18 protein-coding genes are annotated in these 23,623 nt (G+C 58.6%); 6 read left to right on the forward strand and 12 right to left on the reverse strand.

Going from position 1 to position 23,623, the window contains the following annotated elements; translation table 11 throughout:
* Positions 1-17: 17 nt before the first annotated feature.
* The gene (locus tag ACQG0T_RS12745) at positions 18-1,415 is read right to left on the reverse strand and encodes a NarK family nitrate/nitrite MFS transporter (RefSeq protein WP_017693303.1); all 1,398 of its coding nucleotides are present in this window, start codon (positions 1,413-1,415) and stop codon (positions 18-20) included.
* A gap of 309 nt (positions 1,416-1,724) precedes the next feature.
* Between ACQG0T_RS12745 and narX the strand changes: the two genes are divergently transcribed.
* Together narX and narL are read left to right on the forward strand one after the other, a co-directional pair.
* A complete protein-coding gene (gene narX, locus ACQG0T_RS12750; RefSeq protein WP_023296756.1) occupies positions 1,725-3,521 on the forward strand; it encodes a nitrate/nitrite two-component system sensor histidine kinase NarX in 1,797 nt (598 codons plus the stop codon).
* Positions 3,514-4,164, forward strand: coding sequence for a two-component system response regulator NarL (narL, locus tag ACQG0T_RS12755; RefSeq protein ID WP_003856701.1), 651 nt, complete (start codon positions 3,514-3,516; stop codon positions 4,162-4,164). Before narX ends, narL begins: the two co-directional genes overlap by 8 nt.
* Before the next feature lies 1 nt (position 4,165).
* On the opposite strand, the gene ACQG0T_RS12760 is transcribed toward narL, so the two are convergent.
* From ACQG0T_RS12760 to nasR, 7 genes are all read right to left on the reverse strand, one after another.
* Positions 4,166-5,584, reverse strand: a complete 1,419-nt coding sequence (locus tag ACQG0T_RS12760; RefSeq protein WP_017384247.1) for a YchO/YchP family invasin — start codon at positions 5,582-5,584, stop codon at positions 4,166-4,168.
* A 174-nt stretch (positions 5,585-5,758) separates the two neighbouring features.
* Entirely contained in the window at positions 5,759-8,236 is a 2,478-nt protein-coding gene (locus ACQG0T_RS12765; protein ID WP_023296757.1) for a nitrate reductase, read from the reverse strand.
* Positions 8,233-12,219, reverse strand: coding sequence for a nitrite reductase large subunit NirB (nirB, locus tag ACQG0T_RS12770; protein ID WP_426723794.1), 3,987 nt, complete (start codon positions 12,217-12,219; stop codon positions 8,233-8,235). The genes ACQG0T_RS12765 and nirB overlap by 4 nt, the downstream gene beginning before the upstream one ends.
* 12 nt (positions 12,220-12,231) lie before the next feature.
* The gene (locus tag ACQG0T_RS12775; RefSeq protein WP_015570359.1) at positions 12,232-13,020 is read right to left on the reverse strand and encodes an ABC transporter ATP-binding protein; all 789 of its coding nucleotides are present in this window, start codon (positions 13,018-13,020) and stop codon (positions 12,232-12,234) included.
* A 9-nt stretch (positions 13,021-13,029) separates the two neighbouring features.
* On the reverse strand, positions 13,030-13,908 hold the full coding sequence (gene ntrB, locus ACQG0T_RS12780; RefSeq protein ID WP_047062507.1) for a nitrate ABC transporter permease: 879 nt from the start codon (positions 13,906-13,908) through the stop codon (positions 13,030-13,032).
* Positions 13,909-13,910: 2 nt separating this feature from the next.
* On the reverse strand, positions 13,911-15,158 hold the full coding sequence (locus ACQG0T_RS12785) for a CmpA/NrtA family ABC transporter substrate-binding protein (RefSeq protein ID WP_023296759.1): 1,248 nt from the start codon (positions 15,156-15,158) through the stop codon (positions 13,911-13,913).
* Between the two features lie 227 nt (positions 15,159-15,385).
* Positions 15,386-16,558 (reverse strand): nitrate regulatory protein NasR, encoded by a 1,173-nt coding sequence (nasR, locus tag ACQG0T_RS12790; RefSeq protein ID WP_039270595.1) that lies wholly within the window; start codon positions 16,556-16,558, stop codon positions 15,386-15,388.
* Between the two features lie 73 nt (positions 16,559-16,631).
* On the opposite strand from nasR, the gene ACQG0T_RS12795 reads away from it, so the two are divergent.
* The 3 genes from ACQG0T_RS12795 (at position 16,632) to ACQG0T_RS12805 (ending at position 19,310) form a co-directional block, all read left to right on the forward strand.
* Positions 16,632-16,985: a DsrE/DsrF/TusD sulfur relay family protein gene (locus ACQG0T_RS12795; RefSeq protein WP_017384253.1), complete on the forward strand. Its 354-nt coding sequence runs from the start codon at positions 16,632-16,634 to the stop codon at positions 16,983-16,985.
* Between the two features lie 106 nt (positions 16,986-17,091).
* Positions 17,092-18,876 carry a methyl-accepting chemotaxis protein gene (locus ACQG0T_RS12800; RefSeq protein WP_047062506.1) on the forward strand — a complete coding sequence of 595 codons (1,785 nt, stop codon included), beginning with the start codon at positions 17,092-17,094 and terminating at the stop codon, positions 18,874-18,876.
* A gap of 194 nt (positions 18,877-19,070) precedes the next feature.
* Positions 19,071-19,310, forward strand: a complete 240-nt coding sequence (locus tag ACQG0T_RS12805; protein WP_015570352.1) for a hypothetical protein — start codon at positions 19,071-19,073, stop codon at positions 19,308-19,310.
* 30 nt (positions 19,311-19,340) lie between these two features.
* On the opposite strand, the gene ACQG0T_RS12810 is transcribed toward ACQG0T_RS12805, so the two are convergent.
* Together ACQG0T_RS12810 and chaB are read right to left on the reverse strand one after the other, a co-directional pair.
* Entirely contained in the window at positions 19,341-20,036 is a 696-nt protein-coding gene (locus ACQG0T_RS12810; RefSeq protein ID WP_017384255.1) for a gamma-glutamylcyclotransferase, read from the reverse strand.
* A 177-nt stretch (positions 20,037-20,213) separates the two neighbouring features.
* The gene (gene chaB / locus ACQG0T_RS12815; protein WP_003856674.1) at positions 20,214-20,444 is read right to left on the reverse strand and encodes a putative cation transport regulator ChaB; all 231 of its coding nucleotides are present in this window, start codon (positions 20,442-20,444) and stop codon (positions 20,214-20,216) included.
* 268 nt (positions 20,445-20,712) lie between these two features.
* On the opposite strand from chaB, the gene chaA reads away from it, so the two are divergent.
* On the forward strand, positions 20,713-21,813 hold the full coding sequence (gene chaA, locus ACQG0T_RS12820; RefSeq protein ID WP_003856672.1) for a sodium-potassium/proton antiporter ChaA: 1,101 nt from the start codon (positions 20,713-20,715) through the stop codon (positions 21,811-21,813).
* Positions 21,814-21,919: 106 nt separating this feature from the next.
* Here chaA and kdsA read toward each other — a convergent pair whose 3' ends face one another.
* Positions 21,920-22,774 (reverse strand): 3-deoxy-8-phosphooctulonate synthase, encoded by an 855-nt coding sequence (gene kdsA / locus ACQG0T_RS12825; protein ID WP_003856671.1) that lies wholly within the window; start codon positions 22,772-22,774, stop codon positions 21,920-21,922.
* 36 nt (positions 22,775-22,810) lie between these two features.
* The gene (gene sirB1, locus ACQG0T_RS12830) at positions 22,811-23,620 is read right to left on the reverse strand and encodes an invasion regulator SirB1 (RefSeq protein ID WP_006810913.1); all 810 of its coding nucleotides are present in this window, start codon (positions 23,618-23,620) and stop codon (positions 22,811-22,813) included.
* Positions 23,621-23,623 lie beyond the last annotated feature (3 nt).

The raw sequence follows: 23,623 nt of genomic DNA on the forward strand, positions 1-23,623 counted from the left end.
CAAACGGATAATCAAGCTTACTTGTTTTTCTTGGTATTACGGCCATATACCAGCCAGGTGATGACCACGCAGGCGATATAGAAGACGAGGAATATTTTCATCGCACCCGCCGGAGAGCCGGTCAGATCCAGTGAGATGCCGAACGCTTTTGGAATAAAGAAGCCGCCAATCGCGCCAATCGCAGAGATAAACCCAAGCGCCGCAGCGGTATCGGTGGCGGCTTCACGCATTGCCTGCTCGTCGCTCCCACCCTGCGCTTTGACGCGGTCCATGGTCAGTTTGCGGAAGATGACAGAGATCATCTGGAAAGTAGACGCACTGCCCAGCCCGGCGGTCAGGAACAGCACCATGAATACGCCGAAGAAGGCAAAGAAGTTACCTCCCTCACCACCCGCAGGCAGCGTCAGGAACAGCAGCGCACAGAAGATGGCCATCACAACAAAGTTCACCAGCGTAACGCGCGTTCCCCCCAGACGGTCGGAGATCATCCCGCCCAGCGAACGTGCCAGCGCGCCGATAAACGGACCGAAGAAGGCAAACTGAAGGATCTGCACGTCCGGGAACTGGGTTTTAGACAGCATGGCAAAGCCTGCTGAGAAACCGATGAACGAGCCGAAGGTCGCCAGATACAGCAGCGCCATCACCCACAGGTGGCCACGCTTCAGCACCGGCAGCTGCTCGCTCAGTGACGCTTTGGACGCGGACAGATCGTTCATGAAGAACCACGCCGCCAGGGTAAAGACCACCAGGAACGGTACCCAAATCCAGGAGGCGTTTTGCAGGAACAGCACGGAACCGTCGGGCTGCGTCACACCGCCGCCGCCAAAGGCCGCAAAGATGGAGACAGAGATCGCCAGCGGGGCAATCAGCTGCATCACGCTCACGCCCATATTACCGAGGCCGCCGTTAATGCCCAGCGCACCACCCTGCTTCGCTTTCGGGAAGAAGAAGCTGATGTTTGCCATACTGGACGCAAAGTTCGCCCCCGCAAAACCGCACAGCAGAGAGATAATCACGAATACGCTAAACGGTGTGGAGGTATCCTGCACCGCAAAACCGAGCCACACGCACGGCACGATCATGATCCCGGTACTGAAAGCCGTCCAGCGACGACCGCCAAAGACCGGCACCATAAACGCGTAAGGAACGCGCAGCAGTGCGCCTGAAAGCGACGGCAACGCGGTCAACATAAACAGCTGATCGGTGGTAAAGGTAAAGCCCACTTTTGGCAGGTTAACCGCAACCGCACTAAACAACATCCAGACGCAAAACGCCAGTAACAGACATGGAACGGAAATCCACAGATTACGACTTGCTACACGGTGGCCGCGCTGTTGCCAGAACGCCGGATCCTCTGGACGCCAGTCTGTAATAACGGCACCAGTTTCCCTTTCGGGAGCGGAAGAGTGACTCATAGACACCTCTGATTCTCGAATGATGCTGCAAACATTAGGGCTTTAGGGCGGCGGTAAGTTGATATAAATCAAAGGAAAAGTGGGAGGTTTTGCGGCGAAAAAAAAGCCATCACTCTTAATGAGTAGATGCAAAACGTAAAAAAGGTGTGGTTTTTCACGGTGCTGACGCATCCCTGCTTCGTCCACCCACTAACCGTTACCCCTCTGGCAATTTAGAGGTAATCCTTTATTGGTATGGGTATACTCCAGGGTATGCACCAGAATAGCGCCATTCCTGCAATCAGGTCACGTCAGGAGCCCGGCAACTCTATGTTAAAAAGATGTTTATCTCCGCTGACGCTGGTTAACCAGCTGGCGCTTATTGTTCTGCTGTCCACCGCTATCGGCGTGACCGGCATGGCTATTTCTGGCTGGCTGGTACAGGGTGTACAGGGTAACGCGCATGCCATCAACGAGGCAGGCTCACTACGTATGCAGAGTTACCGGCTGCTGGCGTCGGTGCCGCTGACGCAGGCTGACCAACCGCTTATCGACGAAATGGAGCGTACCGCATTCAGCCCTGAACTGGAAAGAGCCGCCATCCGTGACGGTCAGCAATCTCAGCTTAAGGCGCTTCAGGGCTACTGGCATACCCAACTGGAGCCCGGATTAAAGCGGGCGGAAGACCGGGAAACGGTCGCCCGGGATGTCGCCGGGTTTGTATCACGCATCGATCATCTTGTCTCCTCGTTCGATCGCACCACGGAGTTACGCATTGACCGTGTGGTGATGGTTCACCGCGCAATGGCGCTGTTTATGGGTTTGCTGCTGATTTTCACGGTTATCTGGCTGCGCGCGCGGTTGCTTAACCCCTGGAAACAGCTCCTGGCGATGGCCCGCGCCGTCACACAGCGCGATTTTACCCAGCGCACGCACATCAGCGGGCGCAACGAAATGGCGATGCTCGGCGAGGCGCTCAACACCATGTCGGCAGAGCTATCAGAAAGCTACGCGGTACTGGAACAACGCGTCCAGGAGAAAACCGCCGGGCTTGAGCAGAAAAACGAGATCCTCTCTTTCCTCTGGCAGGCAAACCGTCGCCTGCATATGCAGGTCCCGCTTTGCGAACGTCTCTCGCCGGTACTGAACGGCCTGCAAAACCTGACTCTGCTCCACGATCTTGAGCTACGGGTTTACGACGTTGAAGATGAGGAAAATCATCAGGAATTTACCTGTCAGTCGGATATCTCCTGCGACGATAAAGGGTGTCATCTGTGCCCGCGCGGCTTGCCGCCGCTTACCACCAGCGGCACGACCCTCAAGTGGCGGCTGATGGACAGCCATACCCAGTACGGTATTTTGCTGGCCACCCTGCCCGCCGGACGTCACCTGAGCCACGACCAGCAGCAACTGGTCGATACGCTTGTTGAGCAGCTCACGGCCACGCTGGCGCTCGACCGCCACCAGGAGAAACAGCAGCAGCTGATCGTGATGGAGGAGCGTGCCACCATCGCCCGCGAGCTGCACGACTCCATCGCCCAGTCCCTCTCCTGCATGAAGATGCAGGTGAGCTGCCTGCAAATGCAGGATGAAGGCATGCCCGAGAGCAGCAAACAGCTGCTCAGCCAGATCCGCAACGAGCTTAACACCTCGTGGATTCAGCTTCGCGAGCTGCTGACCACCTTCCGTTTGCAGCTCACCGAGCCGGGGCTGCGCCCTGCGCTGGAATCCAGCTGTCAGGAGTTTAGCGCCCGGCTGGGCTTCCCGGTGAAGCTGGATTACCAGCTGCCACCGCGTTTTGTCCCCTCTCACCAGGCGATCCACTTGCTGCAAATTGCCCGCGAAGCCCTGAGCAACGTGCTCAAGCATGCCGAGGCGACGGCCGTCACGGTCACCGTCAGCTGCCAGGATAATCAGGTGAAGCTCAGGGTTCAGGATAACGGCCGCGGCGTGCCGGAAAATGCCGAACGAACGAACCACTATGGTTTAATTATTATGCGAGACCGCGCGCAAAGCCTGCGCGGTGATTGCCAGGTTCGCCGGGGAGAGTCAGGTGGCACCGAAGTTGTGGTCACCTTTATACCCGAAAAGCCCCTCATAACTGCTCAAGGAGAAAACCATGACTAATCAGGAACCGGCATCTATCCTGTTGATTGACGATCATCCGATGCTGCGCACTGGCGTTAAACAGCTTGTCAGCATGGCGCCAGATATCACCGTCGTCGGGGAAGCCAGTAACGGCGAACAGGGTATTGAACTTGCCGAATCGCTCGATCCTGATTTGATCTTGCTCGATCTCAACATGCCGGGCATGAATGGCCTGGAAACCCTCGACAAGCTGCGGGAGAAATCCCTCTCTGGCCGGGTGGTGGTCTTCAGCGTCTCAAACCATGAAGAAGACGTGGTCACCGCCCTCAAGCGAGGGGCAGACGGCTATCTGCTGAAAGATATGGAGCCGGAAGATCTGCTCAAGGCGCTGCAACAGGCTGCCGCAGGCGAGATGGTGCTGAGTGAAGCGTTAACGCCGGTACTGGCCGCCAGCCTGCGTGCGAACCGCGCCACGTCTGATCGTGACGTCAGCCAGTTGACCCCGCGCGAGCGTGACATTCTGAAGCTGATTGCCCAGGGGCTGCCGAACAAAATGATCGCCCGCCGTCTGGACATCACCGAGAGCACGGTCAAAGTGCATGTCAAACACATGCTGAAAAAAATGAAGTTAAAATCCCGCGTCGAAGCCGCCGTCTGGGTGCATCAGGAGCGCATTTTTTAACTTACTCATCCGGCAGCAACTTCCACCGTGGATCGTCGGCAGGCATTGCGACGAGCGGTTGCACCACGGAAAGCGTGATCTCATTGGAGGAGACACGCTGCCCATCCTTATCTTCCACCACGGCCGTAAGCCGCCATGTATTTTTCGCCCCTTCCGAATCATCCCATGCAGGCATGATCACACTCCAGCCATCGCTGCTGTTGCCGTTTGCCGGTGAGGTCAGGCTGAGCGCCTGGGTATCACCCAGCCAGTGGATCTGCCGGATACCGTGCGTGCTGCGAATTTGCAGCTTCAGCATCACCGTTTCGCCTGGCTTAAGATCCCACGGCGGCGTGGCCAGATATACCGAGAGGGTTTTGCGCTGACGGAATTCCATCACGGGCAGATTATCGCGATCGGGTGAATCATAGCGGCTGCCCCGCAGCGAGCGCGTCGCCGCCACTTCCCCGGCGGAAAGCTGTTTCGCCAGCGGCACGCCAAAACGATAGTTGAGCTTCAGCCCGAGGTTATTCTGGCTAACGCCGCTCTCCCCCTGCTTATGGGCAGCCGTCAGGGTGACCAGCGGTACGGGGGTATAGTTCAGCCCCAGGTTGACCGCAACCGGGTTGTGATACCCCGTACCGCTGTTAAACAGATCGACGTTATCGCCAAAATACTGTTCAAAGCTGACGCTGGTGTTCAGGTGGTGAAACCAGGGAAGCCAGGCTTTGGCCGTTACGTCGTATCCGCGCGCCATGCGCTGCTCGCGGATGTCGGAACGCGGCTGCCAGCCAGCGAACGGCTGGTAGTAATTGGCCGACAGGCGCAGGTTTTCACCCCACGCCTCTGCGCCCAGCCCGGCACGTTGCAGGTTGTCTTCCAGCAGGTTGTCGTAAAAAGTGTTGTAGCCCAGCAGCCAGTTTCCGGCAACCCAGCGCTGACCTGCCCCGACGTTACTCACCAGCCCGTCTGTCTGCTGCGTCAGCCCAAGCTGGCTCCAGCTCAGATAGCGGGTGTTGTCGTTCCAGGGGATAAACCAGCTTCCGCTGCTGCCGTTAAAGTTGCCGTCGTCATCCACCAGCACATTGACGTTGGCGTTTCCCCAGGGTGAAAGCCAGGATTCAATCTGCTCGTTGACTTCCCCGCTCACGGCATCCCGCACCTTGCCAAACGCGAACTGTCGCGCCTGCTGCCCGGCCGTCAGGCCGTTATCGGTCATACTGGCTTCACCGAATGCCTTAGCCATTTCAGCCAGATGCTTTTCGCCTTCGCTGGTCGGTTGCGCCATGCCGAGATCCGGCAGACTATCGCCGTTGTTATCAAACGGATTTTGCGCCTGCTGCACGAAGGATTTCGGCGCACCATGAACGGCTCCAGCCGTAAAAAGGGGGAGTAACAGCAAAAAACGGATGCGGGACGATACAGCCTTCAACGTCGTCAATCAGAACCTGTGTTTATGAACAAACACTTATTATGTTAACGCCATAAGCCCTGAAAACCAGTCTTAAGAGAAATTTCAGGAATATCCTGAAAAGATTTGTCGGGTGGCGGCTTCGCCTTACCCGACCTACAAATTCGTACCGGTGCGAAGCCGCCACCCGACGCCCTTACACTATTATCCCAACAGCGCTTTCAGCTCCGGCACGCAGGAACCACAGTTCGTGCCGCAGCGCAGCTTCACGCCCAGCGCTGGGGCAGAATCACAGCCTCCGGCTATTGCCTTACGTATCGTATTTTCACCCACGCTGAAGCAGCTACAGATAATTCGCCCGGGATCGGCATCTTCGTCCGGCCGTTGCCCGTGCAGCAGCGCATGGCGTTCAGCAAGTTGGACGGGCGCAGCAGCAAAGGCTTCTTCAATAAACGCATGCGCCAGCGCCGGCAGCGTATGGCCCTCCCAGTAGCCCAGCATCAGCTCACCGTGATGCCAGGCGAGCACGCTGCTGCGTTCTCCCGTCTGTGCCACCTGTAACTGCCAGCCCCGACCGCTGGCGTACGCCATGATCCACGACAGCAACGGCTGCTCCCCCGCCACCGTCAGACGTGAGGCTTTACGCCACCAGCAGACCGACGGCGGCAGCGCTGGCAGCTCGCGGGCATACAGTTCACCCTGCCAGGCGGGTAGCCAGGGCATGATCCTCACCGCGGTTTGTTTACTCTCCGGCTGGCCGGACCCGGCATCAACCCGCCCTTCCACCAGCGCATTGACCTTACCCTGCCGGGCAAATTGCGCGTTCCAGTGCATCGGCGCAAACAGCTCGCCTGCACGCTGCGCGGTGGAGATACGTACTCTGGCAACCATCACTCCGCGCGGGGAGCTTACCCGCGCCAGCTGGCCGTCAGTCAGCCCGGCGCGCGCCGCATCGGTTGCGTTCATCTCAACAAAAGGCTCATCGATATGCTGCATCAGACGCGGAACATACCCCGTGCGCGTCATGGTGTGCCACTGATCGCGGATCCGCCCGGTATTCAGTATCAAGGGGTACAATTCGTCGACGCCTGCCCCATGCGGGGAGGGGTCAACCGGAACAAGCGTTCTTTGCGGGAAATCACCGGCATGCCACTGATAAGGCGCCAGCTCGTCCCACGCCTCTCGCGACAGCGACGCCAGTTCGCGCAGGTTTAGCGCCCGTTCGCCGTTATTTTCAAACGCCGTTAGCGCCGCATGTTCACAAAATATCTCCTGAGGGTGTTCCCAGGCGAAGGCATCGCCATAACCGAGCTGGTCTGCGATCCGGGCGATGATCCACCAGTCCGGTCTGGCCTCGCCCGGCGCAGGCAGAAAGGCGCGCTGGCGGGAGATACGGCGTTCTGAATTGGTCACCGTGCCGTTTTTCTCGCCCCAGCCCAGGGCGGGAAAACGGATATGGGCAAACCGGCTGGTGTCCGTCTCCTGCATCACCTCAGATACCATGACCAGCGGGCAGGCCGCCAGCGCCTGGCACACCGCGTGGCTGTCGGGAAGTGACACGGCAGGGTTGGTGCCCATGATCCACACCGCCTTCACCTCGCCGCGGGCAATGGCGTCAAACAGTTCCACCGCCATCAGGCCCGGGGTCTGCGCCAGCCGTTCCGTTCCCCAGAAACGCGCCACGCGCGAGAGATCGTCCGGCTCGAAGTTCATGTGCGCCGCCAGCTGGTTCGCCAGTCCCCCCACTTCCCGCCCGCCCATGGCATTTGGCTGTCCGGTCAGCGAAAACGGGCCGCAGCCAGGGCGGTTGAACTTTCCGCTGGCAAGATGCACGTTAATGATGGCGTTGCACTTGTCGCTGCCGCTGGAGGACTGGTTGATCCCCATGGTGTAGAGCGTGATCGCGCGTGGCGCGGTGACAAACCAGTCGTAGAAAGTGCCAATCTCGTCTGAAGGCAGATCGCAAAACGCCGCCACGCGAGGGATCGGCCACTCGCCGCGCCCCTGAATCAGATTGAGCAACCCCACAAAGAGCCCGGCATCGCTGCCGGGTCTGAGCGCGAGGTGGAGATCGGCGATATCGCAGGTGGCGGTTTTACGCGGATCGATCACGACCACTTTCATCTGCGGATTGTTGTGTTTTGCCAGCACCAGCCGCTGATACAGCACCGGATGCGTCCAGGCCGCGTTCGAGCCAACGAGTACCACCAGATCGCTGTTTTCCACGTCCTCATAGCTGCACGGCACCACGTCCTCACCGAAGGCGCGTTTGTAGCCCACCACCGCCGATGACATGCACAGCCGCGAGTTGGTATCAATGTTCGCCGCCCCGATAAAGCCTTTCATCAGCTTGTTGGCGGCATAGTAATCCTCGGTCAACAGCTGGCCGGAGGCATAAAACGCCACCGCCTGCGGCCCCCATTCGTTGATGATGTTCCGCAGCCGCTCGCCCGCTTCGCCCAGCGCCTGCGGCCATGCCACCTCCCGGCCATCGACAACCGGGCGCAGCAGGCGTCCCTGTAGCCCCGTGGTTTCCCCAAGGGCAGATCCTTTTACGCACAGACGACCGAAATTCGCCGGATGAGTTTCATCCCCCCGAATGCTCACCTTTTCACCGTCTGCGCTGGCGACCACGCCGCAGCCCACCCCGCAGTAAGGGCACGTTGTCCGGGTTTCCGTCATGAGACCTCCGCGCGCATCACCAGCTCTTCATTTCCAACCCACACCTTGCCGTTTTCAATTTTTACCGGCCAGGCACGCACCGCAGGCGCCCCGCTCTCAGCCTGACACCCGTCGCGCAGACGAATACGTTGCTTGTAGAGCGGCGAGATCACCACCGGTTCCCCCGCCGCATCGCCGAGGATGCCGCGTGACAGCACGTTCGCGCGGCTGCCCGGCTCCCGATCGTCGAGGGCATAAACGGTTTTGCCAAAGCGGAACAGCGCAATCGGTTTGCGCCCAAGATGCGCGCCAATGCCCGCCTGCTCCGGGATCTCGTCGATATTACAAATTTCCTGCCAGCGCTTGTTCTCCTCCGCGGCGGGGACGTTCACCGCGGTGCGGAACAGCGCCAGGCGGTCAGGATCGTTAAGGGTGGTTTGCCATTCGCACTGGTAGGTCTCCACCACCCGGGCCATCTCCTGCTCCAGCTCGTGGGCGATCCCCAGGCTGTCGTTGAGGATCACCTCGCGCAGATAGTCGAGGCCGCCTTCCAGGTTATCCATCCAGGTACTGGTGCGTTGCAGACGATCTGCCGTGCGAATGTAGAACATCAGGAAACGGTCAACGGTGCGGATCAGCGTTTCGTCGTCCAGATCGCTGGCGAAGAGATCCGCGTGGCGCGGCTTCATCCCGCCGTTGCCGCACAGATAGAGGTTCCAGCCTTTGTCCGTGGCAATCACCCCCACGTCTTTGCTCTGCGCCTCTGCGCACTCACGGGTACAGCCGGAGACCGCCATTTTGATTTTGTGCGGCGCGCGCAGGCCCTTGTAGCGGTGCTCCAGCCTGACCGCGAGGCCGGTGGAATCCTGCACGCCGTAGCGACACCAGGTCGACCCGACGCAGGATTTCACCGTGCGCAGGGATTTCCCGTAAGCATGTCCGGTCTCAAACCCGGCCTCCACCAGCGCCTGCCAGATTTCCGGCAACTGCTCGAGCGTGGCGCCAAACAGGTCAATACGCTGCCCGCCGGTAATTTTGCTGTAAAGGCTATAGCGTTTCGCGATCTGGCCGATGGCGATCAGCCCATCAGCCGTCACTTCCCCGGCGGGCATGCGCGGGACGATGGAGTAGGTTCCGTCCTTCTGAATATTGGCGAAATAGCGGTCGTTGGTGTCCTGCAACGGCAGATGCGCCGGTTTCAGCAGATACTCGTTCCAGCAGGAAGCCAATACCGATCCCACCAGCGGCTTACAGATCTCGCACCCGTGTCCCTGACCGTAGCGGCTGATAAGCTGGTCGAAGGTGCGGATATGGTTGACGCGCACCAGGTGATAAATCTCCTGACGCGAGTACGGGAAGTGTTCGCAGATATCCTTTTTCACCTCCACGCCCTGCTCTGCAAGCTGGAACTCCATCACCTGCTTCACCAGCGTGCTACAGCCTCCGCAGCCGGTCGCGGCTTTGGTGCACTGCTTAATGGCGCCGATATCCGTCGCACCCGCGCTTACCGCCTGGCAGATATCCCCTTTGCTGACGTTATGACACGAACAGATCTGCGCGCTTTCCGGCAGCGCCGCCACGCCCAGCGCTTTCGGCGCGCTGCCTGACGATACGGGTAAGATCAGCGTTTCCGGCTCTTTTGGCAGGCTGATGCCGTTGAGCATCATCTGCACCAGCGTGGCGTATTCGCTGGCATCGCCCACCAGCACGCCACCCAGCAGAGTTTTGCTGTCGTGGCTGACCACAATCTTTTTGTAGATTTGCTGCGGCCCGTGCGTCCACTGGTAGCTCAGCGCGCCCGGCGTGCGCCCGTGGGCATCGCCAAACGACGCCACATCCACGCCCAGCAACTTGAGTTTGGTACTCATATCCGCGCCGGTGAAGCGCTTCTCCTCACCCGCCAGCACAGCGGCGGCCACGCGCGCCATCTGGTAGCCCGGTGCCACCAGGCCAAAGATTTTCCCCTCCCACAGCGCGCATTCACCGATGGCAAGCACGTCCGGATCGGAGGTCCGGCAGCCGTCGTCAATGCAGATCCCGCCGCGCTCGCCGACAGCCAGCCCGCTGCTGCGCGCCAGCGCGTCCTGCGGCCGAATACCGGCAGAGAAGACCACCATGTCCGTTTCCAGCTGTTCACCATCGGCAAAGCTCAGCACCAGCCCGTCGTCTGCGGTGGCAATCTCCGTCGTCGATTTACTGATGTGTACCCCTACGCCCAGCGCCTCAATTTTCTTACGCAGCATTGCCGCGCCGTCGCTGTCGAGCTGCACCGCCATCAGGTTAGGCGCAAACTCCACCACGTGGGTTTCCAGCCCGAGCTGCTTAAGCGCATTCGCCGCCTCCAGCCCCAGCAGGCCGCCGCCAATCACCACACCGCGGCGAGAGCCTGCCGCATGGGCCGCAATGTTGTCCAGATCGTCGAGGGTGCGGTAGACAAAACAACCCGGCAGATCGTTGCCCGGAACGGGTGGTACGAACGGGTACGAGCCGGTCGCCAGCACCAGCTTGTCCCAGTGAGTCTCATGGCCACTGGCGGTACGCACTACGTGTGCATCACGATCGATAGCGACGATCTGCTGCGAGAGGCGCAGCTCAATGCCGTTATCGGCAAAGAACTCCCCCGCCACCAGCGAGAGCGAGTCCGCGCTGCGTCCGCCAAAATATTCCGACAGATGCACGCGGTCATAGGCCGCATAGCGCTCTTCGCCAAAAACAATAATCTGATACTGCTGATGCAAATTGCGGTTAACGCAGTCTTCGAGGAAATGATGGCCGACCATACCGTGCCCAACCACCACCAGAGTAGGTTTTGTCATAGCGTTCTGTCCTGCAACCTGCGGTTGCGTTGTGAAACGATCGAACAGCCAGTCCGCGTGGGCGGGCGCAGCCGTTGCCAGTAAATCGGTAAAGGTTGCCGCGCTGCGGCAGTCACCCATCAGCAGCACGCCAGCCAACGCCCCCTGATGGATCAGTAAACGTCGATAGTGACGGGTCAGCGGGTCCCATGAACTCCAGACCACATCGTCCGCCTGCGCCGACGCGCGTCCGAGGCTGAACAGCGCCACGCCGGTTACCTTAAGGCACACGCCGTTGTCGGTCAGGGTAAACGGCGCGGTGACCTCCCCGGCCAGCCGCGCGGCAAGAATATCCGCCTGCGCCAGACAGGGGGCGACCAGGCCAAACGTCTGGCCGTCAATTTCGCAGCACTCGCCGATGGCGTAGATATCCGGCACGGAGGTTTGCATCTGCTGATCCACCACGATGCCGCGCGCGCAGCGAATGCCGCTGGCTTTTGCCAGCGCGACGTTGGGCTGTACACCCGTAGCCAGCACCACGCGCGTGGCGGCGATGCGGCGTCCGTCGAGCAACGTCACGGCATCGTCAGCGATGGCCGTGATGCCGGAGGCGAGTTCACAGCGTACGCCCCGCTTCGCCAGCGCCTCGTCAAGCAGCAGTCCCGCCTGCTGATCCAGCTGCTGTTCCATCAGCCACGTGCCGCGATGGATAAGCGTGACGTTGTCACCTTTTCGCGCCAGCGCTGCCGCTGCCTCCACGCCGAGTACGCCGCCGCCCAGCACTACCGCCGGCCCGGAGATATTCTGGATGGCGCGGGTCTCTGCCAGGGTGCGAAAGGTGAACACATGCGGTGCATCGCCGCCGCGGATCGGCGGCACTACAGGGGTAGACCCGGTGGCAAACACCAGCGCATCCCAGCCCAGCGTGCGAGCAGAGGTATGCACTTCACGCGCGTTGACGTCTACTGCGAGCGCCTTTTCTCCTCGCAGCACCGTCACGCCTCGTGCCGTGTACCAGTCTTCATCGTGCAGACAGATGTGCTCCGCCTGCTTTTCGCCACCCAGCACCGGTGAAAGCTGGATGCGGTTGTACGCCTGCTCAGGCTCGTCACCGATGACGGTGACAGCGAAACGACCGGGAACACGCCCGGTGAGCGACGCAATCAGCCGGGTTGCCGCCATACCATTACCGATAATGACCAGTCGCATCGTGCCCCCTCATTACGCCGCTTTCGGCTGTTTTTCGTAGAGGAAATGGAGGATCTGCTGGCGCATGTGGTGATAGCGGCTGTCATCCGCCAGCTGCACCCTGTTGCGCGGGCGCGGCAGATCGACGCGCAGGATCTCACCCACGGTGGCCGCCGGGCCGTTGGTCATCATCAGTACGCGGTCAGAGAGCAGTACCGCCTCGTCCACGTCGTGGGTGATGAGCACGATGGTGGTGTTCAACGCCTGCTGGATCTGCATCACCGAGTCCTGAAGATGGGCACGCGTCAGCGCATCGAGCGCGCCAAACGGCTCATCCATCAGCAGCACTTTCGGCTTCATTGCCAGCGCCCGGGCAATCCCGACGCGCTGCTTCATACCGCCGGAGATCTCCCCGGGGCGCTTATGCAGCGCGTGGCCCATCTGCACCCGGTCGAGGTTGTGCTCAATCCACGCTTTGCGCTCGGCCTTACTCATGGTGTGACGGAAGACCTGATCCACCGCCAGCGCCACGTTGTCGAAGCAGGTCAGCCACGGCAGCAGCGAATGGTTCTGGAACACCACCGCGCGCTCGGGCCCCGGCCCGGCGATTTCGCGGTTGTCGCAAATCAGCCCGCCTTCCGTCGGCAGCGTGATCCCGGCGATCAGGTTTAACAGCGTCGACTTGCCGCAGCCGGAGTGACCAATCAGACTGACGGTTTCGCCCTCGTGGATATCAAAAGAGACGTTTTGCAGCGCCAGAAACTCGCCGCTGGCGGTGGAAAAACGCTGGCTCACGGCCTGGACCTGAATTAACGGTTTCATCTTCACTCCTTATTTTTCCTGCCAGCTAAAGCGACGGGCGATCAGCATCAGCCCCTGCTCCAGCAGCAACCCGACCACGCCAATGATGACGATGGCGATGAGAATGTTTTCGACGTTGAGGTTGTTCCACTCATTCCAGATCCAGAATCCAATGCCTAAACCTCCGGTGAGCATCTCGGCGGCGACAATCACCAGCCAGGCAATGCCAATGGAAAGACGTACCCCGGTGAGCACCGCAGGCAGCACGGCGGGGAAAAGAATGCGGCGCATGATGGTCCACTCTGAGAGTTGCAACACCCGGGCCACGTTGAGGTAGTCCTGCGGAATACGGCGTACCCCTTCAGCGGTGTTGATCACCATCGGCCAGATGGAGCAGATAAAAATGGTCCAGCTCGATGCAGGCTCCGCTTTCTGGAACAGCAGCAGGCCGATAGGCAGCCAGGCCAGCGGGCTGACCGGACGCAGGAGCGCGATCAGCGGGTTGAACATGCGCGAGAAAAAGGTGAAGCGGCCAATCAAAAAGCCCAGCGGAATGCCCGCCAGCGCCGCCAGACCGAAGCCGATGGCGACGCGCTGCAACGACGCCAGCACGTTCCAGCCAATGCCCATATCGTTTGGCCCGTCGCGATAAAACGGATCGGCAAACAGGGTCATGGCCGAATCGAGCGTGCTGAGCGGCGTCGGAAAGCCTTTACTGTTTATCGCCGCCAGCTGCCAGAGCACCACCAGCAGGCCGAGACCGAGCAGCGCCGGGATGACGCGCTGTAAAAAATCATTCATCCGACGCGTAAACGCTGGCGTACGACGGCGAACCTGTAGCGGAGGCAGGACAATCACTTCCCCGCTCTCTGACGTCTCTTGTGGTTTTGTATTTTGCAGATGCTGCATACTCAGGCCCCTTTACGGTGAATGGCGAAGCGGTTGGCGTACCCTTCCGGATCGGTGCCGTTCCAGACGGTGCCGTCCATCAGGGTGCTGCTGCGATACGGTGATGACGGTGTGGACATGCCGCCCACGGCAGTCGCGGCATCCTGCCAGACCGCGGTCTGGTTAATGCGCTGTGCAATGCCCGCGTAATCTGGCGCGGCGTTGAGCAAGCCCCAGCGGCGGAACTGGGTTAAGAACCACATGCCGTCGGAGAGATACGGGTAGCTCACGGCACCCTCGTTGAAGAAACGGATCGGGTGCGCATCCTGCCAGCGCTGACCGACCCCGTTGTCGTACTCGCCCAGCATACGTCCGGTGAGATACTGTTCCTTGCAGTTGAGCCAGGCGCGGCGCGAGAGGATCTGCGCGGTTTCGCGTTTGTTTTCCGCTGACGCCTCGATCCAGCGCGCGGCTTCCATCACGGCGCTCACCAGCGCCCGTGCGGTGTGCGGATTTTTCGCCACCCAGTCGCGTCGGGTGCCGAGGATCTTTTCCGGGTGATCGGCCCAGATGGACTGCGACGTGGCGGCGGTAAACCCGATTCGGTCGTTAATCGCCCGCGCGTTCCACGGCTCGCCGACGCAAAACCCGACCATGTTGCCAATGCGCATGTTCATCACCATCTGCGGCGGCGGCACCACCACGGTGCGCACGTCGTCAAACGGGTTAATCCCCGCGCTGGCCAGCCAGTAGTAGAGCCACATGGCGTGCGTTCCCGTCGGGAAGGTATGCGCGAAGGTGTAGGTTCCCGGCGCCTGCTGCGCAATCAGCTTTTTCAGCCCGTCGAGGTCACGTACGCCCTTCTCCGCCAGATCGCTGGAGAGCGTAATGGCCTGACCGTTCTGGTTGAGGGTCATCAGGTTCGCCATCTGCTGCGGCTTGCCCGCGATACCCAGCTCCAGACCGTACAGCAGGCCGTAAAGAATGTGCGCGGCGTCCAGTTCGCCCGCCACCAGCTTGTCGCGCACCGCCGCCCAGCTCGCCTCTTTGGTCGGCACAATAGTAATGCCGTGTTTTTTATCGAACCCCTTCAGGGCCGCGATAACCACGGGCGCGCAGTCGGTCAGGGGGATAAACCCGATACGCACGGTATCCTGCTCCGGCTTATCTGACCCCGCCGCCCATGCGGCCTGCATGACACCCGGCAACAGCATCGCACCACTCGCCAGCATGCTGGCCTGCAATAACCGCCGTCTCGACAAATCCGCCATAATTGCTCCTGAAAAAAGGCAAAAAAAAGCGCCCGACGGTGCTGAAGCACCGCTGGACGCCTTTATCCTGAAGACGCATGCACCGCCGTTGGCGCATCGTCGAAAATGGTTAATCTGTTAATGCAAAGGTAATGCCAGCTTTTCATCCCCGGCGTTACGGGGTTTCTGCAAGAAGAGCGCTGTATTACGCACCTCAATCAGGCATAAAATGCCCACTGACTGTGCAACTACTCCCCAGGGGGTATCTTCCACAGATTTTTCACCGTCAGCAGCGCACGGGCGATATCCACCATGCGTTGGTTTTTATCCATCGCCATTTTGCGCAGGGCGGTCCACGCCTGCTCCTCGCTCATGTTCTGGTGCGTCATCAGCACGCTTTTGGCTTTGTCAATGGTCTTACGCTCCTCCAGCGTGTCGCGCAGAGAAGCAAGCTGACGGGAGAGTTGCTCAATTTCACGCGCCTGCTGGCGCACCAGCGGCAGCAGCGGTCTGTCAGGAAATCGCGCCAGGATATCGTCGTGCTCATCGTCTACGTGCAGGTTTTCGCTATAGCGGCGCTCCTCAACTGCCGTCATCAGATCGGCAATTGCCACCTCCTCCAGCGTGCGCAGGTGCTCAAGGCGCGCGGTTTGCAGGGCAAACCATTTGAGGGCGGTATCGCCGTTATCTGCCGGAGGCTGGCGGGTGCACGCTTCACGCCTGAGCTTTTCAGTCTCCAGACCCGGCTGGCAGTTGAGGATAAACGTCTCCTGCACGTCTGGAGTGCAATGGGAGATAAAAACCTCAAAGCAGGCCTGCTGGCCATCAATGCGATCCACCAGCCGCTGGCGGGTTTCATCGTCAAAGAATCCCTGGGTGAAACCAATAGCCCCCAGCGCCCGCTCTTGTCCCACAAGTTCTTTGCCCTGCATCAGGCTGTAAAGGGCCACAAATCGGCCCGCGATGTGCGGATCGTCAATGCTGTCGCTGAGTTGAGGTACGATACTGAGCAAATGACGCAGTATGCGGCTGTAGTGTTCCATCGCTTCCGGCGCGGTGACGCATTGGCCTGTAACGCCATCACGCAGCGCCGTTAGCGTCTCAAGGCCGTGCAGTGCGCTGGCAATACGTTCGCACAGGGCGCTGCCCGGCAGCGGTTCGTTAAACTGAAGGTGCAATGCGGCGAGGTTTTCATCCACCAGGGCCCTGCTGGCCTTGCATTCAGGCGCGTACAATTTGCCCTGCGAGCAGAGCCAGACATTTGACGCACCGCGCTCGCACTGTAGCATATGCACCAGTCGACTGATGCCGTTCACCAGTGCGCCCAGCTGCGCCAGTCTGCCGAGCTGTTCCTCGCGCAACATTCTCGCACGCTGGAACCATTCGGTTGCGCCAGGGGAACTGCCAGCCACTATCGTCATCGTTTCTCTCCCCGATACGTATTCTTCGGTACGAGAAGCAATATTCGTGCCTTTTCAAAGAACAGGAGTCAACATGCAGAAGATTGTGATCGTCGCCAACGGTGCGGCCTACGGCAGTGAATCCCTTTTTAACAGCCTGCGCCTGGCAATCGCGCTGCGCGATAAGGAGAGTGAGCTGGAGCTGCGCCTCTTTTTGATGTCCGATGCCGTCACGGCCGGGCTGAAGGGGCAGAAACCCGCAGAGGGCTACAACATTCAACAAATGCTGGAGATCCTGACCGCGCAAAACGTTGCGGTCAAACTGTGCAAAACCTGTACCGACGGGCGCGGCATTACGGGGCTGCCGCTGATTGATGGCGTGGAAATTGGTACGCTGGTGGAGCTGGCTGAATGGACGCTTTCCGCCGATAAAGTATTAACTTTTTAATAATAACCCGCTAAAAATATTATTTTCTTATGGACGCGGTTTCAGCATCAAGTTTACCTGCACCGTTGCCGATAGGCATGGAAACAACACAGCAGGTATTACACTTATGTTCAGATCCATTCGCGCCCGCATCATTGCCGCGACGACAGGCTGTCTGGTCGTCGCCCTTCTTCTTAATACCATTATTAACTTTCAGGTCACGCGCCAGGATAATCAGCAGTCGCAGCGCGATATTCTGACCAGCACCAGCGCCAGCCACAACATGGCGATTGCCGACTGGGTGAACAGCAAAATGACCGTCATCACCTCGGCGCAACCAGTCGCGCTCAGCGACGATCCGGTTCCGGTGTTTAAACAGCTTGCGCTGGCGGGTGGATTCACCAACGTCTACGTGGGTTATGCCAGCAAAACGGCTAAATTTTCTGACCCAACCGGGGTACCCGCTGATTACGATCCCACCCTTCGCCCGTGGTATCAGCAGGTCGTCAGCGCTGATGGCCCGGTAGTGACTGCACCCTATGTGGACGCGGGCACCGGGAAACTGGTGGTGACGTTCGCGGTACCGGTTAAAGAGCAAGGCGCCCTGAAAGCGGTGGTGGCGGGCGATGTGGCGATGGACAGCGTGGTAGCTAACGTGCGCGGTATTCACCCGACCCCGGCCAGCAGCGGACTGCTTCTGGACAGCAACGGCACCGTTATTGCCGGCAGCGATCCTGCGCTGACGCTTAAGCCTTTTACGGAGACGATCAAAGGGACCGATTTTGCCATCCTGAAAAGCGGCAACCTGGTTGACGGAACGTTTAACGGACGCGAAAAAACGTTCCTGGCCACCGCCGTACCGGGGACGCACTGGCTGCTGGTTGTGGCGCTCGATAACGGCGATGCCACCGCCGGGATGCGGTCATTGCTAAAAGCATCTGCATTGTCTCTGGCGATCCTCGCCCTGCTGAGCGGAGCCCTCATGCACCTCCTGATTGCCCGCCTGCTTAAGCGGCTGTCCGGTATCCGTGACGCGATGAACAGCATTGCCAACGGTACTAACGATCTGTCGCAGCGTCTGCCGGATAAGGGGGGCGATGAAGTGGCGCAAATTGCGCAGGCGTTTAACGCCTTCAGCGATAAGCTTTCTGTGGTGATGGTCCAGCTGCGTGATGCCAGCGCCTCAGTGAAAAACGCAGCGCATGAGATTGCGGCAGGTAATCAGGATCTTTCCGGGCGTACCGAGCAGGCGGCATCAAGCCTTCGCGAAACCGCCAGCGCCGTGGAAGAGATCACGGCCTCCGTTACGCAGTCAAACGAGTCGGCAGCAGAAGCGAACGAACAGGCGAGCAAGGCCTCTGCCGCCGCATCCCGCGGCGGCGACGTCGTCGCTCAGGCCATCAGCACCATGCAGTCCATCGAACTGGCTTCCGCGAAAATCGGCGATATCACCAGCGTCATTGACGGCATCGCCTTCCAGACCAATATTCTGGCGCTTAACGCCTCGGTGGAAGCGGCGCGTGCCGGGGAGCAAGGCCGTGGGTTCGCGGTCGTTGCGGGGGAAGTACGTAACCTGGCCAGCCGCAGTGCTCAGGCGGCGAAGGAGATCAAATCCCTTATTGATTCCACCACCGAAAGCGTTGCAACCGGCTCCCGGTTTGTGCACCTTGCGGGCGACAGCATGGATGAGATCCGCGCCAGCGTCGGGAGCGTGTCAGGCATTATGCGTGAAATATCCATTGCCACCCGCGAGCAGATGAAAGGGATCCATGAGATTAACCACGCGGTGACTCACCTGGATCGCATGGTGCAGCAGAACGCCGAACTTGTTGTACAGTCTGCTGCGGCGGCCAGCGCGCTGCAAAGCCAGGCAGGCGACCTTGCTGAGACCGCTGGCCATTTCCGCATATAATTTTTCCCGGGCGCGCGTTAAGCAGGGTAAACGCGCGTCCGCTGAAAGGTTTCAGGGATTTTGTCATTTTTGTTTAATCGTTGCGCCATTTTTTGATCGAAATCAGCATCCCACCCCTGCCCCTTTGGTGTTATGCAATGAGTAAATTGTGAACAACATCACGCTCGGGATGGGCAAAAACGACGGGGTATAAAATGGCACGAGTTAAAACGAGTCTGAAACTGTTTGGCGGGGATACGGTAGTGGTGCGTTGCTCAGAGCGTTGCCGCATCCATCTGATGAGTACAAAAGGACAGAAGCAATCGCAGGCAGATATCCTTACCGTCCAGGACGATAAGGCCTGGCTGACGGTGCCTTACACCGGCACCTGGGATGTGCTGATCGACAGCCACAGCCAGTCGCTCGAACATTCCGTAAGTTACGTGGCGGCATAACCGTAAACGCCCGGTCAGCCGGGCGTATTATCAGGCAAAACCCGGCCGCAGCGTATTGCTGAGCGGGTTCCCTTCCAGCAGCGCTTTCACCTTCACCACCAGCTCACTCAGACAGTCGTCCTGCATACCGAGACGCGTCAGCTCCTGATCGAGCGAGAAAAGGTACTGGGCGTTAGTGCCCAGCGGTCCGCTGGCGGCGGCAATCAGCGGGGCAATCACCTGGGTTCGGGTATCGGCTTCATACAGCGGGTGGCGCGGATCCATAATGAACACCAGCGCGTTGACGGTGCGCCCGTCATCCAGTTCCAGCTTGCACCAGCTGGGCATATAGCAGCCCGTGATCATCTCGCGCTTCCACAGCAGCGTCAGCTCATCTTCCAGCGTGGTATCCGGCAGCCGGTATGCCACGCCCGTGGTGCGCCCGCCCTCTTTTAGTGCAAGCATGCGGCCAGGCTGACAGGCGCTGCCACGTCCGGCGGTCAGGCGCAAACAAAAGGCGCGGTGCCACCCAGGCAGCGTTCCGGTTGCTGATTCAACAAATTCGAGCGCCGGGTTCCACATCAGCGAGCCGTAACCAAAGATCCAGACCGGGCCATCATCCGGGCGGCAGGCCAGCGTTGCCGCAAGCGACGCCGCACGTTGTTCAGCCGACCACAGAAGCGATTCCTCAATAGCACCAAATGCCGTCTTACAATCTGCCTTCATCAAGAAATCACGCGTTAACACATTCCACCTCCGCCACTGCATGCTTCCTTGCGACATCTGTAATTCGCCTTCCCGGCATTCCGTGCTGTTCATTTTAACAGCAGTTGAGCAACGATAAGCAATTCGCGGGCCAGATGCAATACAGCGGCAGGTCAACCGCCTGAAATGTCAAAATGGAGGCAGCGTGTTATTTGGCGGCTATTTCTTTTTGTGCCATTTATCATCGTCCCCTTTCTCATAGTCATTTTTCACGGCGGCCCAGGCCACCTTATGCGCCGTCTCTTCACGGCTGGCATCGTCCCGGCGATCTTCTTTATCTTTGTACTGATCCCAGGCGCTGTTAAAGGCTTCTTTGTAGATATCCTGGGCGTGGGCAGGCAATACGTTTTGCACGTTATCCGGTAATTCGCTTTTCGATTTGTATGGCATCGTTAACCTCTCTTTTGGCTAAAAGATAAGTGTGGACGACGATACGCGAGGGTGCCACTCGACAGAAAGAAATGAACAATATAAAAATGTAATTCATTGTTATTAAACTAATATTTAACAGAGATAAGGCATTATAAGCCTCAGACATAAAAATTATAATAAAGGGTAAAATTAAGTAAAAAATACAGGGTATTTAACAGATTTCTGTTAATTTAATACCTTTAAAATCTATCTATAATTACAAGCACCTGCATTGTTGGAGAAACACATGACAGCAACACACGAGGCGGTAAAAACCCGCCACAAGGAGACCTCTCTCATTTTCCCGGTTCTGGCACTGGCTGTGCTGCTCTTCTGGGGAAGCAGTCAGTCATTGCCAGTGGTTGTGGGGATCAATATTCTGGCTCTGGTGGGTATTTTAACCAGTGCATTTAGCGTGGTACGCCATGCGGATGTGTTAGCCCACCGTCTTGGAGAGCCGTATGGGTCATTAATTTTAAGCCTTTCGGTTGTGATTCTTGAAGTCAGTTTAATTTCCGCATTAATGGCCACCGGCGACGCCGCGCCAACGCTAATGCGCGATACGCTCTACTCCATCATTATGATTGTTACCGGCGGCCTGGTCGGTTTTTCACTTTTATTAGGTGGTCGCAAATTTGCCACCCAGTACATGAACCTCTTTGGCATTAAACAGTACCTGATCGCCCTGTTCCCGCTGGCGATTATTGTGCTGGTATTTCCGATGGCGCTGCCGGGTGCAAATTTCACCACCGGCCAGGCGCTGCTGGTGGCGCTGATTTCCGCGGCGATGTACGGCGTGTTCCTGCTGATCCAGACCAAAACGCACCAGAGCCTGTTTGTTTACGAGCATGAAGACGACGGCGACGACGATGACCCGCATCACGGTAAGCCGTCGGCGCACAGCAGCGCGTGGCATACGGTTTGGCTGATCGTGCATCTGATTGCCGTTATTGCGGTCACCAAGATGAATGCGAACCCGCTGGAGGCGCTGTTAACTGAACTGAACGCGCCGGTCGCCTTTACCGGTTTCCTGGTGGCCCTGTTGATCCTGTCGCCAGAAGGCCTGGGAGCGCTGAAAGCGGTGCTCAATAATCAGGTGCAGCGTGCGATGAATCTGTTCTTCGGCTCCGTTCTGGCGACCATCTCCCTTACCGTTCCGGTGGTGACGTTGATTGCCTTTATGACGGGAAATGAATTGCAGTTTGCGCTGGGTGCGCCAGAGATGATTGTGATGGTGGCATCCTTGCTGCTGTGCCAGATATCCTTCTCCACCGGCCGCACCAATGTGCTGAACGGCGCGGCGCATATGGCGCTGTTTATTGCGTATCTGATGACGATATTTGCGTAATTTTTTTGCCGGGTAGCGCTACGCTTACCCGGCCTACGAAACCCGTAGGCCCGCGCAAGCGTAGCGCCGCCGGGCAAAGAAAAACCCGCCGAAGCGGGTTTTTTTATTAGTTGCTGGTATCCAGCTCGTCGAAGCTCTTCACCAGATCGTCAATCGCTTTGATCTGTTTCAGGAACGGCTCCAGCTTATCCAGCGGCAGCGCGGATGGACCGTCGCATTTCGCGTTAGCCGGATCCGGGTGCGCTTCAATGAACAGACCCGCCAGGCCGGTTGCCATACCGGCGCGCGCCAGTTCGGTCACCTGCGCACGACGCCCGCCAGACGCGGCGCCAAACGGGTCGCGGCATTGCAGGGAGTGGGTCACGTCGAAAATCACCGGGGACTGGTTAGAGACGTTCTTCATCACGCTGAAGCCCAGCATATCCACAACCAGGTTGTCATAACCGAAGTTTGAACCACGGTCGCAGAGGATCACCTGGTCGTTACCGCCTTCGATAAACTTGTCGACGATGTTACCCATCTGGCCAGGGCTCACGAACTGCGGTTTTTTCACGTTAATCACGGCACCGGTTTTCGCCATCGCTTCTACCAGGTCAGTCTGGCGAGCGAGGAACGCCGGAAGCTGAATCACGTCTACCACATCAGCCACGGGCTGTGCCTGAGACGCTTCGTGCACGTCGGTGATCACTTTCACGCCAAACGTCTGTTTCAGCTCCTGGAAAATCTTCATCCCCTCTTCCAGGCCCGGGCCACGGTAGGAGTGAATGGAGGAGCGGTTGGCTTTGTCAAAAGAGGCTTTAAACACGTACGGGATGCCCAGCTTTTGGGTCACGGTCACGTAGTGTTCGCAGATGCGCATAGCGAGATCGCGGGATTCCAGAACGTTCATACCGCCAAACAGCACGAACGGCAGGTCGTTTGCCACGTTGATATCACCAATGCTAACCACTTTTTGTTTCATAGGATCGCCTTATTCAGGTGTGAATCGGAATTAAGATTAATGCAGTGTAATGTGTTTATGCGCGATCGCGTTAATCTGCGCGCGGATCATCTCGCTGATCGGGTCTTCCGGACATTGCTCGACGAAATAATTCAAATCATTCAGCGCCACGTGCTCGCAGTCGAGCTGCGCATAAATCAGGCCGCGGTCGCGGATTTCGTACGGATCTTCCGGATTAAACTGCAACAGCACTTCGCTTGCGCGCAGGGCCAGCTCCATCTGACGCTCTTCCATCAGCGCAGACTTCAGCGTATCCAGGAGCTTGCGGATCACTTCGGCGTTATCGGCTTCATCGAGATCTTCATTGAACAGCTCAGCTATCGGGCTGATGTTGCCTTTCAGCCAGACGTCCAGCGTATGCTCATCCAGCGTGTCGCCGTTAAACGGATTGATTAACCACATCTCACCGTCCAGCCACTCCGCCCGCAAAATCATCTGCGTCGGGAAAATGACCGGCACCAGTGGAATATCCAGCTCGTGCGCAACCCACAGTAAAATGGCGCCCAACGCGACGGCGCTGCCCTGACGATTTTTCAACACCTGGTCCAGCCACAGTGCGTCAGACAGGCGGTACACGCCTCGCGTGTCGCAGAAACCCCATTCGCCGTAGAAAAGCTCAATCAGCTTCTCTAATTGCCAGTCCTGCGGACGTGCCTGATTGATCTCTTCGCGCGCCAGGCTGACCAGATTCTCCAGTTCAGCGTAAACGTACTGTGACGTAAAATCGTCGCGGATCATCTCTGAAATCAGGATCATACCATCGCAGAGCGGCACTTTGTTAAATTCGAAATCGGCTAAGGACCTCATGAC

It is taken from the genome of Enterobacter cloacae complex sp. 302F9 (assembly GCF_050030335.1).
GTDB classification, from domain to species: domain Bacteria; phylum Pseudomonadota; class Gammaproteobacteria; order Enterobacterales; family Enterobacteriaceae; genus Enterobacter; species Enterobacter hormaechei_C.